The organism is uncultured Methanobrevibacter sp. (assembly GCF_902769175.1).
Lineage (GTDB): Archaea > Methanobacteriota > Methanobacteria > Methanobacteriales > Methanobacteriaceae > Methanobrevibacter.
The window spans coordinates 57,848-73,269 of the sequence record NZ_CACXNW010000004.1 but is presented as its reverse complement, the minus strand read 5'-3'; the positions used below and the strand labels follow the sequence as shown (position 1 = coordinate 73,269).

The window sequence follows — 15,422 nt, the reverse complement described above, 5'->3', positions numbered from 1 at the left end:
ACATCTCACTAGAAAAATTAAATAATTTTCACCATACCAAAGCCTAAAGCGTTCTTTTCACCTAATCCACTGTCATAAGCAAACTTAATTAAATCTGAATCTCCTTCTAGAACCAGATCCATCAAATAGCCTCTGTGGAATGTTTTCTGATCTCGTTTATCAATAAATATTCTTTTAGATTTAACATGCCTCATTTCTGAAGAAATAGTTATCTTTTTGTCTGTTTCTTCCAATTTATTAGATTCTTTATATTTGCTAATAAGATTGTTCTCAAGGTTAGTGTAGAATTGCTCCTTGCTAGGAGCGAGATCCCAAGTTTTTAACTCACCGTCGACTTCTTTTTTAATTCTAACTATAACTGGAGATAATGTTTTTACTTTGACTTTTTCTTCAAAATCTGGATAAGCTAACAATTCCACTTTCTGAACTAGAAGTTCTTCTCCAATGAAATTAACAGTTAAATCATCTAAAAATCCTTCTACAAGACTTTTGATTAAATAATCGTCTGGAGAAGAGATTAAAAAGTCGATTACTCCATTTTGAGACAACAAACCATCCTTAAGTAATCTAAACTTATGAATGTGCAAATTAGAAAAAGTAAAGAATTTATAAGATTGAGAAGAATGAATTTTTTGAGCTAATTCCAAATCATAAATCTTATTATAAACAATAGCTGAAAGAATATGATTATAATTAAAAGGAATTTTCAACCTATTCTTTTTAGACTTTAAACAAACTTTTAACCTCATATGCACTCATTTCCATATAGAATAATATTTTTTAGAAAAATATTAATTGTCTATTAATATTATTTGAAATTCAACTTTATTAAAAATTTCTATATGAAATTTAAATTTAATTGTTTTTAGGGACCTGAATTTTTTCATGGGTGAAATCGTTAGAAAATACATTTATATTTTTAGTTATATAAAAGCATTGGAAAGTACCATTGAAAGGTCCATTATCATCATTTCCACCTAATTCAGAGCAGAATCCAGAATCAGCAGAATGTAAGTCAGCTGCAGAAGTGCAACCAAGCCCAATTACAAAATACTAATTAGGTAATTTGATAATAAAACATTTTTATTTAGATAATTCCTCCTTTTAAATTAATTAAAATGATAAAATATTCATCCAATATTATACTAGTATTAATCTTTTATCTTCATATTTAACTATGTAAAAACATATATAAAAAGTTTTTGGAATGTAAGTGCTTGGTTGTATATTTAAAAATGAAAAATAATGACAAATATTCTAGAGTAAAGAACAAAAATAATGTAATTTAGATAAAATTTCAAAAAATTAAGAAAAATAAACAAAAATAAATAATGAAAGTAAAAGCTTTAAAAAAATTGTAACAATTGATAATATGAGAAAAAGGGGGAAAGATTTGTAATAAATTTATTTGAAATTTGATAATCATATAATCAAAACTCAAAAAGTTTATTGGTGTTTTTATTCGTGAAAAGTCAAGAAACACAATTTTATCATCTTTTTCATTATAGGAATAGTATAGTTGGGAATGTGTCAGTAACATATATCTCCAATTGGCCTTTGTGGTTGCATGCAATGTGTTTGCCGATATTAGGATTTTCAAATTATCTTCCGAATCTGCTTTAAGAATTTTTCTAAAACAGATTTTGTCTATTTTTTTTTTTAATAGACTTGAAGAATTTCTTGTTCATACTCCTATTCTATTAATACGCATCCAATCTTATTAAAGACTTTATTAAGGTCTTCTGTAGAACAGACTTTATTAGGGTAGACTATATTGATCTTGATTATCACTTAATAAAATCCATGCATTAAGTTTTCCTTTCTTTCCTTTATATGAAGACTGCTATAATGGTCTAGTGATGCTTTAAGTATAATCAAATTTAACCATATAATACTCTTTGGAATAAATTCTATTTTTCAAATATATAAAACTTTACTTCAATATTATTGATTTTTAAAATCGTATATATTTTTATGTATATATTTTATATAAAAAGATTTCTAATTAATTTTAATCAATGAATAATTCAATTAAACATTGTTTAAGAAAAGTAATTATATCTATGCAAATTATCAAAAATAAAAAAAAAATTAAAAACAATAAAAAATCATATAACATAAGCTACAAAAGAAAAGACTTCAAAAAATAATGAAATCTTTAAAGCTTTCTACGAGAAGAAAAAAAATTCAAAAAATAATTTATATTATTAAAAATATAAAATCTATTTGATTGAAATGAGTGATTTGAACAATAAAAAACTTAAATTATTGAAATCCAAATCCTGAGTGAAAATAGAATAGAACCCTGATTTATTTTATAAGGAGTTCTTAAAATCAACATTCTTTGTTCCAGTGATTGCTATGGAGGATGAAGAATCACTTGAAGATGGTGAGACTCTTGATTTGTAGATAGGTTTCTTTGATGAGGAAAATGGAGATCGAAATATATACTTATTTATAGATACAAATGAATTGGAAAAGGCAGGATATCAAATAATGTCAATGGTTGTCAATATGATGGAACTGTCAGTGATATTATCATAGTTTGATATTGAATTTAACTATATCATAATCAACTCATATAATAGTGTATATTCCTATAAAATAGATTTTAATGAATTTTTAGAGAAAAAATAACTCTAAGGAAATAAACTAAAAATAGTTTAATCAAATTTTTTTTAAAAAAGTTTAGGTGATAAAATAAGCTTGCTATTTAATACTAAGCTTGAATCATTAATGAAAAATCAATCAGAAATGACAGAAGAGGAAAATGATGTATTTCTAAATGAATTTAGGAAATCAGAACTATTAGTTCCCCTCCAAATTGAACTTGATTCACTTGACCTTGAAAATATGAATCTTGATGGTTTGAATGAAATCAATGATGAGGTTAAATTTCATTTAAAAATATTCATAGGCCCAAATGACATAAAAGTCCTCCCTATCTTTACAGATGAGGAAAATATTCATGATGTTAAGTTAAACACAACTGTTGGATCATTATTCATGAGAGACCTGTACAGATCCATTATTCTAATTCAAGACAGCTTTGATCAAATCATCATAAATCCAAGTGCAGAGAATGAATATAAAATAAGCATTGATGACTTTATGGCATTGTTTGATGAAGAGCGAGAATTTGAAGATTTGATGAAAGAGATTGAAGAGGAAATGGTGGAAGAAGATGAAAAAATAGACTAAAAATATTTTAGTTAAAAAATGGATCATAATTTAATTTTAAATTAAGAGCTAATTAAAATATAATAGGCCAGAGAGAATAAGCAAATCATTTTATAAAACTAAATAAAGTCTTTTATATAGAAATAGGACTTATATTGTCAAGTATCTCCAACTATTATCTAGACTAAGATTATTTATTTGATAGAATGTATTAATTAGCACCAGCCAATAATTCAATATTATGACTCAAATCCATCATAGGACTTAATAAAAATAAAGCTTTTTCCTTATTTAATAAGTTAATTTTATTGGATATTTTATATAAACTATTATTTTAAACTTTGTTTTTGATTTAAAGACTTTAACGATATTATAAGTATAGTAAACTCATCATATGGAGTGATTTTATGAGTGATAATTTTATGTTCATTGTGAATCATACTAAAAACAATTGTAATGACAGGTTTTTGATATTTATTATGTAAACTTGCTTGATATATGTTAAAATTAAAATAACACTTACTTTAAGAAAGCATTGATTGCTGGAGAAGTTAATTCATTATTTGCAAATCTTTATTAATCTCTTCCTTAGTTAACCATCCCTACACCATCTATGCTCATCACTAATGACAACTTCATCACTTTCTACACTCATTTTCAGGATAAGCCATGGACTTTTATGCTTTCACAGGTTTTGTAAGCAGTATAATCATTTGATGGTATTGTATAATATATAAATTAAATAGAATTAAACTAACCCATTAAAATACAATACTGCAAATAGAATAGCTAAAATAAGCACTAAAAAAAAAACTAAATATAAAGCTCCTTCCTTTGAAAAGGACTTACAGGTGCACAAGTACCGCTAGAACAATTATCCTCGATTTAACAATTATCTTTTTTTTAGACACTTTATCACCAAAATAAATCATATTAGTTTAATTATAAAAAATAGTTAAACCGAATAAATATAAAAAAAATCTCCTTTTAAAAATAGCTGAAAAATATAAAAAAATGCTATTAATGAATTATAATCATTAATAGCTAGAATATTCTAAAAGTCCAGTAACAAACTTATTTAAAGTTGGTTGCTCTTTCTTCGAAGTAAGATTGAGGGTGTTTACATACTGGGCAAATGAAAGGAGCTTCGGTTCCTTCAATGATGTGACCACAGTTAATACATTTCCATTCAATGTCACTTTCTTTTTTGAATACAGTTTCGCCTTCTACGTTAGCGAGTAAAGCTCTGTATCTTTCTTCGTGTTCTTTTTCAATGTTACCAACCATGGTGAATAAACCTGCGATTTCATCGAAACCTTCTTCGATTGCGGTTTCTGCGAATTCTTTGTACATTGCAGTCCATTCTTCGTTTTCACCATCTGCTGCAGCGTTTAAGTTTGCAATAGTGTCTGGGACTTCACCATCGTGTAAGAGTTTGAACCAGATTTTAGCATGTTCTTTTTCGTTTTTGGAAGTTTCCATAAAGATATTGTGGATTTGTACGTATCCTTCTTTTTTAGCTTTGCTTGCGAAGTATTGGTATTTAGCGTGAGCTTGAGATTCACCAGCGAAAGCTGCTGCTAAGTTAGCTTCGGTTTTAGTACCTTTTAAATCTGCCATATAATCACCTAAAATTTTTTTAACACATGTGTTAATTCTTAAAAATAAGAATTTTTTTTAAGTAGTTTAAACTACTTAAAACTATTTTAGTTTTATAGATTAATAAATATTTCTAAAAATTTTAGTAGAAGCCTAATATTTAGGCATAACTTAAAAAAATAAACCAAAATGAACTAAAGTTAATTAAAATAATTGAATGAATAAAAATAAATTATTCAGAGCCTTTAAATTAATAGAATAAGTGAAAAAAAGATTAAATTCTGAACTATATAATAGAATATTTAAAAAAGTGAATTTTATTGTTTAATTGAGTTTTATATAATACTAAAAAAGTTAAATCATGAATAATCAAATAAGTTTTAAAATAGAAAAACTGACAAAATTAAATCCAAATGATTAAATGAGTTTTAGAATAGAAAAACTGACAAAATTAAATCCAAATGATTAAATGAGTTTTAAAATAGAAAAACTGACAAAATTAAATCCTAATGATTTCTTCAGTACTCGCAATCATATTCAACTTTTTGTCATGACTTTCCATTGGAACATGATCCACCAATTGAAATGGATGAATTGTAGTTACCAAAGGACTGTTTTCATCTATAAGGCATTTATTGAAAAGATCTTGGATTTCCCTATCTGCAAATCCCTTTCCTTTTCCCATTCGATTTCCTAATCTGTCTACAGCAACAGAACCTTCCACAACCATATCAATAGCTATGCCAAAGGAATCATTTCCTCCAAAGTCAAGAAACTTAGAGCAATGAACAAAAGCCCCTTCCTTTGTTGAAGCTTCTTCTTCATAGCCATCTAATTTCTTTCCTTCAAGATATAAATATCCATGCTCAAGATTTGGACTTGCCATAATGAGATTCTTATTTTCCTTTAAAGCAAGATATCTTACTGGAATTTGAGCAGAATCTGGACTGCAGAATATTGTTTTTGACTGTTTCCATTCATCTATGGTGGCAAGCAATTCTGCTGCAATATCCTTTCCATTAAAATCAGGAATCTTGCCATAGTCTCCATTAGGACGAAGGGATTCTCCTTCATTAAACAATTTATCATAAATTGATTTTCTAATATGCTGCTTTTCTTCTTGTAATGTCATAATTATCTAAAATAATAAAAATATCTTCTTTTTAAGTCATGAAAACTGAAAAAAGATAAAAATAAAAATTATCCCCATTTAAAGTCATGACAACGGAAAAAGATAAAATATCTTCTTTTTAAGTCAAAGCCCCTAAATACTAAATTATTTTGATTAAACTTTTTTTAAAAGTTTTATTTGAACTCTAAAGTCTTATACATCATTAAAAATCCTTCCTTATCTGAATTTTTGTCTCCAAAACCAAAGAAATTAAAGCTGAATGCATCTCTATCATTAATTGTAGATAATGAATGAGTGTTTAAAGGAGGTTCGTGACTTTCATCACTTGCAATCAGTTCATGAGTTTCCTTATTTCCCATTATAGTCAAATGAGAATCCTCTACGATCAAGCTTTCTTCCCTTGGAATGTCTTCAATTGCATTTTTAAGATATTCAAGAGACAATCCCTCCTCAGGATATTTGAATATCATAACTCTGCTGAATTTGCTGTCACAGTCAAGCACTGCTATGCAATTTTCAATATCTCCTGCTTCCACCAATTTCCAATTGTTTGGATATTTAAAGCTTAATTCTTCATTTTGAAACATATTAGACATAATTTGAAACTCCTTTAAAATGAGATAAATTAAAAATTAAATAAAATTTAAAATTAAAAAAATTAATTATTAAATCTAATTCTAAATCTAATTATTAAATCTAATTATTAAATCTAATTATTAAAATTAATTATTAAATCTAATTATTAAATCTAATTATTAAATCTAATTATTAAATCTAATTATTAAAATTAATTATTAAAATTAATTATTAAAATTAATTATTAAAATTAATTATTAAAATTAATTAATAAAAATTAACTATTAAATCTAATTTTAAATTATTAATAAAAATTAATTATTAAATTTAATTATTAAATTTAATTATTAAATTTAATTATTAAATTTAATTATTAAAATTAATTGATAATAAAAAATAAAAAATAAAAAAAGAAAAAAGAATAGAAAACTTATTCTTCAAATTCTACAGAATCCATAATAGCTAAATAATCATTATAAGCATATGGGAACTCTTTAAAGTGCATCAATTCAAAAATGTACATATTTCCATCATTGATTAATACAGAAGTGTTGTTTTCTAAAGTCTTTCCACCTTCTTCAGCAGTTGTAATAATATTGTAAACTGGCATATCATTAAGATTTAAGATTCTGGATTCAACAATTGTCCATCCTTGGGCTTCAAAGCTTTCCTTGAATGGTTCTTCAAGTTGAGCTACTGCAGTGATTTCTCCTGCATCATTTTTATGTACAGTTATAGTTGATGGATTTTCTTCAACAACCTTAACTAAAGCCTTAATACAATTTGGGCCTATCATTTCTTTGTTTTGCTCTTTCCAGTTACTTAAATATCTGAATTTAATGCCGTCTTCATTAAATTGGATTTCATCCATAATTTCACCTTTGAATTTGACACCCTAAAACTATATAAATATGATAAATTATTAAAATCATTGATAAAATGGACTAGGAAATACTTGGAAATCTAAGATCAATTTAAAATAAAACTATTCTCCGCTTTCAAGGAAATAGTCTTCAGGAACCAATTCCTCAAGTTGAGCATATGCCTTTTTAGATATTCCATCCTTATGAATATCAGGTTCCCTTACAATAGTCAATCCTCTGATTCTTCTTATAATGCCAGTTTCAGACAATTCCTTATTGATTTCATTAATTGTAGCTGTTAATGTCTTGTTTACAACTTCATCAAGCATGTTTTTATTTGTTCTAAGAATAATCTCAATGATTTCCTTATGCTTATCTTCTCTTTCACGCAATCTTGACAATTCGCTTGCATCAAAGCTCATTTTGGTTTTCAAAACATTCATGTCTTGCAATAATTCGATTCTTTCTTCATTTGATTCATTTAAATCCTTATTTAAATTTTTGATTTCCTGATTTAAATCATCAATCTCTCCATTAAGCTTTTTGACTTCATCAATGAGAGAATTAGACTCTTCATCAGATAGAACACTGCTATTGATATAATTTGCCTTTTCAATTTGAGACAATTTAGTGGTAAGCTCTAAATTAATGTTTTCCAATTCCTCAACTTTGGAGAAAAGAATCTTTTCCTTAGACTTTGCTTCCTTAAGATCATACTCCAACTTTACAACTGCTTCATCATCTGGAACCACTTCCAAAGTGGAAACTTCAATTTCAGAAGAAGTCTTTAAATCTTCATACTCTTGAGGAGTCAAGATTACAAAATCTCCATCTTCAAGATTATGCTTATTCACATCTTCCTTACCAATTGTGAGAACAATATTACCTCTTGACTTATTAATTTTCCCAGCCTTGATAATCATAATTATTAATATGTATTTAGTCTTTATAAACCTTATTATTAAATTTTAAAAAATTATATAAAAATTAAAGCGATTTTATAATAAAACTATAAAAATAAAAAGAAATTTGAGAATAATAGCTAAAAATAAATAAATTTAAAATAGGTAGATGCATGAACATGTGCTTATATATGATAAATCCATGTAATGAAAATGATCTTTTTAATGAAATAAAATATCGGACGATTATAGAAAAATAATTAAAAAAAATTTCACTAAAAACTAATGAATAAAAATAATTAAAATAAATTAAAATAATTAATAAACTTTTAATTATTTTAATTAAAATTATAAATTGTCCAATTTTTTAAATTGAAAATGTAATGTAGCCTTTACATACAATTGCTTTATCGTCTTCTGCAGTATCATATAGAACATTGGATTTAACTAAACTCAAGTCCCCTCCAGTATAAATTGTTCCTGCATTAGGAGCATTGTTGTTCTTAAGTGTTGTATTGAATACATTTAGGTTGTTTTTAGCCCATACTGCTCCACTGCGATCTCCTGCACGATTACTTTCAAGAGTACAGTTATTTATTTCAGCTTTTGAACCTTCAACATCAACAGTCCCACCACAGTCACCAGCACTATTGCCAACAAAAGAAGTACCATTAAGGATTAGATTACCATTGACCCATGCTGCTCCACCATCGTCTTCTGCAGAGTTATTTTCAAAAACACAACCAGACATTTCTGCCTTAGAACCTTCAACATCAACAGCCCCAGCACAGTCACCAGCACTATTGCCAACAAATGAAGTACCATTAAGGATTAGATTGCCTTCAGCATAAATGGCTCCACCGTCATTTTCAACACTGTTATTGAAGAATGTAGAGTTGTAAACACGTAATTCCCCAACGGAATAAACTGCACCACCATAATCTTCTGCCCAACAGTTTTCAAAGATACAATTGATTAAAGTACAAACTCCTGAACTTTTAAAGAAGATTGCACCTCCCTTATCATCATCCTTGTTGTATCCGTTTGTGAATTTGATGTTTTTAAATGTAACTGATCCCTTATTGACTTTGAAATAATGGTCATGTTTGCTACCTCCAGCTAAATCCATTGTATGGCCATGACCATCTATCGTCATGCTTTCAGTAATGTTGATTATTAACTTACCATAGATAGTTACATAATCAGAACCCAAATCTAAAATTGAATTTTCCGCAACATTGTCAATTAAAAATGAAAGGTCCTTTAGGTTAGGAGTAAGAGAGGCATTTATCTTCATACTACCTTTGCATACAATTGATTTTTTATCTGTAGAATCAGTGAAAATAGAAGAGTTAATTAAACTCAAGTCGCTTCCAACATAGATTGTTCCTGCTTCATCACCAGCACTGTTATGTTTAAATGTTGTATTTTGGACGTTTAGATAACTCTTGACCCATAATGCTCCACCATCGTCTTTTGCACTGTTATTTTCAAAAACACAACCATATATTTGTGCCCTAGAACCTTCAACATCAATAGCCCCAGCACAGTCACCAGCACTATTGCCAACAAAAGAAGTACCATTAAGGATTAGATTGCCATTAGCATAAATTGCTCCACCATCGTCTTTTGCACTGTTATTTTCAAAAACACAACCAAATATTTGTGCCCTAGAACCTTCAACATCAACAGCCCCAGCACAGTCACCAGCACTATTGCCAACAAAAGAAGTACCATTAAGGATTAGATTGCCATTAGCATAAATTGCTCCAGCATCGTCATCCTTTGCGCTGTTATTTTCAAAAGCACAGCCACATATTTCTGCCTTAAAACCTTCCTTAGGATTAATCTAAATGGCCCCAGCACAGATACCAACATTATTGCCAACAAATAAGCTATCCTTTACGACCATATTACCCATGGCCCAAACTGCTCCAGCATAGTATTTTGCACTATTATTTTCAAAAACACAGCCACATATTTCCGAATTAGAACCATTAGCTTGAATAGCTCCACTTCCGTAACCAACACTATTGCCAGCAAAAGAAGTACCATTAACGATTAATTTGCCTTCAGTATAAATGGCTCCACCCCTTTTACTAGTATTATTGAAGAATCTAGAGTTGTAAACACCTAATTCTCCAACGGAAAAAACTGCACCCCCCCCATTTTTTCAGAAAAAGCAATTTTCAAAGGTACAGTTGATTAAAGTACTGATTCCGGAACTATTAAAGAGAATCGCTCCACCTTTATCATCACCATCATTGTTGTATCCGTTTGTGAATTTGATGTTTTTAAATGTAACTGATCCCTTATTGACTTTGAAATAATGGTCATTTTTGCTGCTTCCAGCTAAATCAATTGTATGGCCATGACCATCTATCGCCATGCTTTTAGAAATTTTGATTATTAACTTATTTTTGACAGCTGCATAATCAGAATTCAAGTCTAAAGTTGAGCCTTCAGAATTATTATCGATGAGATCTTGAAGGTCATTTAAATCAAGAGCATAGTTTCTCAAATCATTGCCAATATTTAAATTTTTAGATTCAGTTATAGCTAACTCACCAACACAATCATTATTTAAGTGATTGGCATCAGGTTCATCTATAGCAATATTTTCCTTGCTATCATCTTCATTTACTTGATTAATATCAACATCTTCCAGTAGTTTCATTTTTTCAGAGTTACTATCTAAAGAGCTTAAATCCTTATTTTGAATTATAGTGCCATTATTATCAATTGCACTAACAGAACTTAAACTCAATAGAACAAGACACAAAAAAATAGAAAAAACAAGTATCCTTTTATTCATATTACATCCCCTAATTTAGATTTAATTCAATAAAATATTTATTCGAATAGTATTTAAACTTTTTCGCATGTATGTACTTGCTTGCTCCCCAATACCATCATTTAACGCTTAATAAGATTTATAAGAGGAAAAAATTAATTATTTAAAATAATTAAACGAATTTCAATTCAAAAATAACAATTTAAACTTATTAAAATTATTTAGGAGTCTGAATTTTTTGATATGAAAATTCCTATAAATTTCCATTCTTTTAACCTATACTCTATATTTAAATGTATTTTTAGGAGCGCTGATAGTATCGCAAGGATTTTACTCAAAAACAGCCATACAGCAATTATCTGAAAACTGAAATTATCAGGCCCCTAAAATTATTTAAGGATTTTTAGAAAACGAAGCAAATATGTTTTCATAAAAACAATCTATAACTGAAGTTTTTTGAAAGGATTTTTATTCTTTTGGCGGACACTCTAATTAAAAAAAAGAAATTAAAATTAAAGAGTTTCTAAAAAAAAGTTTAGGCTTAAAATCATAATATTAATTTTTATTTATAAAGAAATCTAATAAAATTAAAAAAGGCCCATAAAATTTTACAGTCTCAAATTAAAATAAATTTGATTCTTTGCTTAAGCAATTATTTACCCAATAAATGAAGTTTGATTCAGGAGATCCTGTTCTTTCAGCTTGGGTATGGCCTTGACCCCAGACTTCATTGAATTCAACGCTATCAACATCACTACATTGCTTTAATGTAAGCATCAAATTAGTTTCAACTGTAAATGAAGTGTCGGTCTGTTGGATTCCTGCATTTATTCTCCAATATTTAGCAGGCTTAGATGATCCAACACCATCATAATGGCCAGAAATGTAATACAATGGATCATACATATTGGAACGATTTTCAATTGTGTAATTAAATTTATCCAATTTAGTTAAGTCTTTTGCATAGCTGCTTGCTTTAGAAGAGTCATAATCAGAGAAGTTAGAGTACTTTTCTGAATTATTCTTCAATACATCTGCCATAATGCTGTCAAAGTGCAATGAATCATACTTGTCATTTCCAAACAAATCGTTTTCTGCTTGAGCTCTTCCTAAATCATCAAATGCCCCAACATCCTTAGATGGAGATTTGCAATGATTTACAAATGCTTCAATGCTTGTGATTTTTACAGAATTTGAAGAACTGTTGTATTTAATCCATTCTTCATCACCATTCAATGAATCAATATAATCCTTTGGGGTCCTATAGGTTTGTGAGCCTGAACCTCCCATCTCAGTTGAAGGAGTGACCCCATCAGGTATCTCTCCACTAAGCATATCTCCATTAGGACTGCCTCCTGCTGCAGAACCTATGCCCATTCCTCCATTGGAACTTGGAGTGTATGGGAAATCTGTATCATTCAGGAAATTATTTAAGGAATCCTCTACAACTGAAAGCAAATAATCATAATAAGGTCCAGATGCAAAAGTGCCGTTTTCAGATTCGTTAAGGATTAAAGGCTTGCCATCAGGACTTCTAAGGTCTAACTCATTTATGTGTTGCGCATAAGCGCTAGCCAAATCATCAGATAAAGCCCCAGTCCAAGTGCCGTTTCCACGTACTCCCCTACTTGAATATTGGCCCATAGTCCATTCGTAAGCCTCATCAGCACTATCTAAAGAGGTGATAGGACACCAGCACATTGCTCCACATATGCCATCAGACAATTTTTTGCCGTTTCTATCCAATAGCACTGCTCCAATGGATTCAAGGTATGGAATGTACAATTCACTGTTACCGCTTACACCTAAAATAGCGCTTTGAGCTCCACCGCCACTGTGACCAAAGGAAAAGATCCTATTGCTATCTCCAGGAAGGGATATATCATTGAATTTCAAATAAAGGACTGCTGCCTTTAAGTCAGCCACTCCCCAAGGAGCTCCGCCAGAGTAATTCTTGCCATTTTCCCTACCTCTGCAACCGGCATCTACATAGATGAAACCTGCATCTATGTATGGTTTCACTTCATCAGCATTATAGCCTGTAGGAGATTTATGGGCAGAATATCCCGGAGTGTTGATAGGCATTACAATAGGAGCATTAGATTCTGAATAATTACCACCTACACCATTTACTGCTGCACAGGTATATGTGCCATTATGATTTTTCTTTCCATTGAAGTACTGTCCAGGAACATAAATTGCTAAGGACTCATATTCTGGTGCTTCAGGATGTGTGCAGTAGACGATTCCAGTTTGATAATAGACATTATTTTTCTCGTCATAACTCCAATTGGACATATCAATGGTTAAGTCACTAATCACTTCTGTTAGATTGACATCATAATGATTGGCATCATTCAATAAGCCCATTTGACCTGCAACTGCCACAACTGCAAATATTCCAATCACCACAGTTATAAGCAAACTCAATTTATCTGTCCTATCCATAATCACACCCCACTAACAAAGAATCTCAAATGTTCTGACGATTTCCATAAATTTGGAAACTATATCACTAACTGTCCTAAGTTCAAAGATATAAACAAAACCATCCTCTAAAAATACAACTGAAAACATTTCAAAATCAATTTCAGGAATGGAAATCTTTGAATGAATTTGAATAGATTGCCTTTTGCCTACATTTGCTATTTCAGATGCGACTATTTCATTATTGTCATTTAAAATGCTTTCTTCAATGATTTCCTTAAATGCATCTAATGAAGGCATTTCAGATTGAAAAGCAATTACATTCAATAAGCTGCCATCAATATAACTCAATGTAGCCAAGCAATCAGGGTTATTATCCAATGGAACATCTTCCAATTCCCATTCCTCATTGTATTTGAATGAAAATTTCTCATTTGAACATATATTCAGATTAGACATAAAAACACCATTTATTATTAAATAAAATTTTTTAAATCATATAATATAAATTTTTTTAAACTGAATTTGGGAATGTGATTATAATTTGATAATGTGAAATTAATTTTAGAGAATGATTATAATTTAACAAGTTTGTTGAATATTCTAAGATAAAAGCAATTTAACAAGTTCAAAAAATATTCTAAAATCAAACAATATTCTAATATAAAATAAATTTTACAAAATTAAAAAATATTCCAAAATCAAACAATATTCTAATATAAAATAAATTTAACTAAATTAAAAAATATTCCAAAATCAAACAATATTCTAATATAAAATAAATTTAACAATGTAATTTTAATTTAACAAGTGAAAATCAATTATAAAATTAAATAAAGAAATTATAAAGAGTTAAAAATCAAATAGAAAGATTTAAATGTAATTTAGAATAAATAAAGAATTGGGATTAACATTTATAGAAAAATACCTTTTTATTTTACTGGAAAATTAGCATATTCACTCAATAGATTGTACTCAAAGTTACTCATTCAATTTTAACCCAAAAAACTCAATATATTTGTTAATCCCCCCACCCCCTATCACTCTAAAAAATTACCATACATCAACACGATAATGAATTAAAATAATAATGCAATAATCTCTTTTGAAGATTTTAAAAAAATAAATATGAAAATAAAAGCAATAGCTAAAAAAATAACTAAAAATGATAAAAGAATAAAAAAATCTATTAAAAAACTAATAAAAATAAAAAGAATAAAAAAATAACTAAAAAATAGCTAAAAAATGCTAAAAAATAACTAAAAATAATAAAAATAAAAAAAGAAAGAAGAAAACTATTTTATACGTTTACCTTCTTTTTCTAGAAGTCCTTTTTCTTTGATCATTTCTATGAAACGAGTGTCATCAGTAACGAATTCATCATATTCTGGGACCTCTTTTTTGTTGGAACTCTTAACAACAGTGAATAAATAAACAGGTCTTCCCTTTTTGATTGTATGTTCCACAATCATTTCATGGAGAATCCTATTAACAACCAATTCCATTGAGCTGTCAATGAATCTTATCCTACTGTCAATGTCTTCAAAACTTTCAAAGTCACCGTTAAGTTCCTTTTCAGCTAATATCTTAGAACCTAACTTTCTGCTGAGGCTATCATCCAATAAATGCAATTGGCTTCCTTCCTTGCTTTGCTTATTGAAGAATTCCACATAATAAGGTTCATTAGCAATTACAATGCTATGAATTGCCTTTTCAACTTCAAATTCTTCAGTCTTATTCAAATCATCATAACTTAATTGAGATCTTTCCTGTTTGATGATTTCACTGCCTTTTCCGATGAAAATTTTATCCTGAACATTTACATTTGCATCTGGGTTTAAATCAAATTCAACCAATTGGAAATATTTTGTACCAATGATACGTGCAGATTTAATGTCATCATTTTCTTTGGTGCTTAAAACCAAACCATAATCCTCATCTTTTTTCAT

Annotated in this window: 12 protein-coding genes and 2 pseudogenes; 1 reads left to right on the top strand and 13 read right to left on the bottom strand. The window is 28.7% G+C overall.

The features are described from left to right. Positions 1-17: 17 nt before the first annotated feature. Positions 18-749 (bottom strand): CRISPR-associated endoribonuclease Cas6, encoded by a 732-nt coding sequence (gene cas6, locus QZV12_RS02265; RefSeq protein WP_295616553.1) that lies wholly within the window; start codon positions 747-749, stop codon positions 18-20. Positions 750-2,706: 1,957 nt separating this feature from the next. Here cas6 and QZV12_RS02260 point away from each other — a divergent pair. Further along, a complete protein-coding gene (locus QZV12_RS02260; protein ID WP_295616550.1) occupies positions 2,707-3,201 on the top strand; it encodes an SseB family protein in 495 nt (164 codons plus the stop codon). 1,053 nt (positions 3,202-4,254) lie between these two features. Here QZV12_RS02260 and rbr read toward each other — a convergent pair. The 12 genes and pseudogenes from rbr to QZV12_RS02210 all read right to left on the bottom strand — a co-directional run bounded on the left by rbr (position 4,255) and on the right by QZV12_RS02210 (position 15,422). Next, entirely contained in the window at positions 4,255-4,800 is a 546-nt protein-coding gene (gene rbr, locus QZV12_RS02255; protein WP_295616547.1) for a rubrerythrin, read from the bottom strand. A 478-nt stretch (positions 4,801-5,278) separates the two neighbouring features. Further along, positions 5,279-5,911, bottom strand: coding sequence for a 5-formyltetrahydrofolate cyclo-ligase (locus QZV12_RS02250; RefSeq protein WP_295616544.1), 633 nt, complete (start codon positions 5,909-5,911; stop codon positions 5,279-5,281). A 173-nt stretch (positions 5,912-6,084) separates the two neighbouring features. Continuing rightward, positions 6,085-6,507 (bottom strand): hypothetical protein, encoded by a 423-nt coding sequence (locus tag QZV12_RS02245; protein WP_295616541.1) that lies wholly within the window; start codon positions 6,505-6,507, stop codon positions 6,085-6,087. A gap of 410 nt (positions 6,508-6,917) precedes the next feature. Continuing rightward, the gene (locus QZV12_RS02240; RefSeq protein WP_295616538.1) at positions 6,918-7,358 is read right to left on the bottom strand and encodes a hypothetical protein; all 441 of its coding nucleotides are present in this window, start codon (positions 7,356-7,358) and stop codon (positions 6,918-6,920) included. A gap of 114 nt (positions 7,359-7,472) precedes the next feature. After that, entirely contained in the window at positions 7,473-8,273 is an 801-nt protein-coding gene (locus QZV12_RS02235; RefSeq protein ID WP_295616535.1) for a hypothetical protein, read from the bottom strand. Between the two features lie 346 nt (positions 8,274-8,619). Further along, entirely contained in the window at positions 8,620-9,618 is a 999-nt protein-coding gene (locus tag QZV12_RS02230) for a hypothetical protein (protein WP_295616533.1), read from the bottom strand. 84 nt (positions 9,619-9,702) lie between these two features. Continuing rightward, positions 9,703-9,915: pseudogene (locus QZV12_RS13635) on the bottom strand (hypothetical protein); the annotation flags it as partial. Positions 9,916-10,101: 186 nt separating this feature from the next. Then, positions 10,102-10,374, bottom strand: a pseudogene (locus tag QZV12_RS13630) (hypothetical protein); the annotation flags it as partial. 51 nt (positions 10,375-10,425) lie between these two features. After that, on the bottom strand, positions 10,426-11,067 hold the full coding sequence (locus QZV12_RS02225; RefSeq protein ID WP_295616530.1) for a hypothetical protein: 642 nt from the start codon (positions 11,065-11,067) through the stop codon (positions 10,426-10,428). A gap of 600 nt (positions 11,068-11,667) precedes the next feature. Continuing rightward, positions 11,668-13,494 carry a subtype A tannase gene (locus tag QZV12_RS02220; RefSeq protein WP_295616527.1) on the bottom strand — a complete coding sequence of 609 codons (1,827 nt, stop codon included), beginning with the start codon at positions 13,492-13,494 and terminating at the stop codon, positions 11,668-11,670. Positions 13,495-13,506: 12 nt separating this feature from the next. Next, positions 13,507-13,932 carry a hypothetical protein gene (locus QZV12_RS02215; RefSeq protein ID WP_295616524.1) on the bottom strand — a complete coding sequence of 142 codons (426 nt, stop codon included), beginning with the start codon at positions 13,930-13,932 and terminating at the stop codon, positions 13,507-13,509. Between the two features lie 836 nt (positions 13,933-14,768). Continuing rightward, positions 14,769-15,422, bottom strand: a complete 654-nt coding sequence (locus tag QZV12_RS02210) for a DUF655 domain-containing protein (protein WP_295616521.1) — start codon at positions 15,420-15,422, stop codon at positions 14,769-14,771.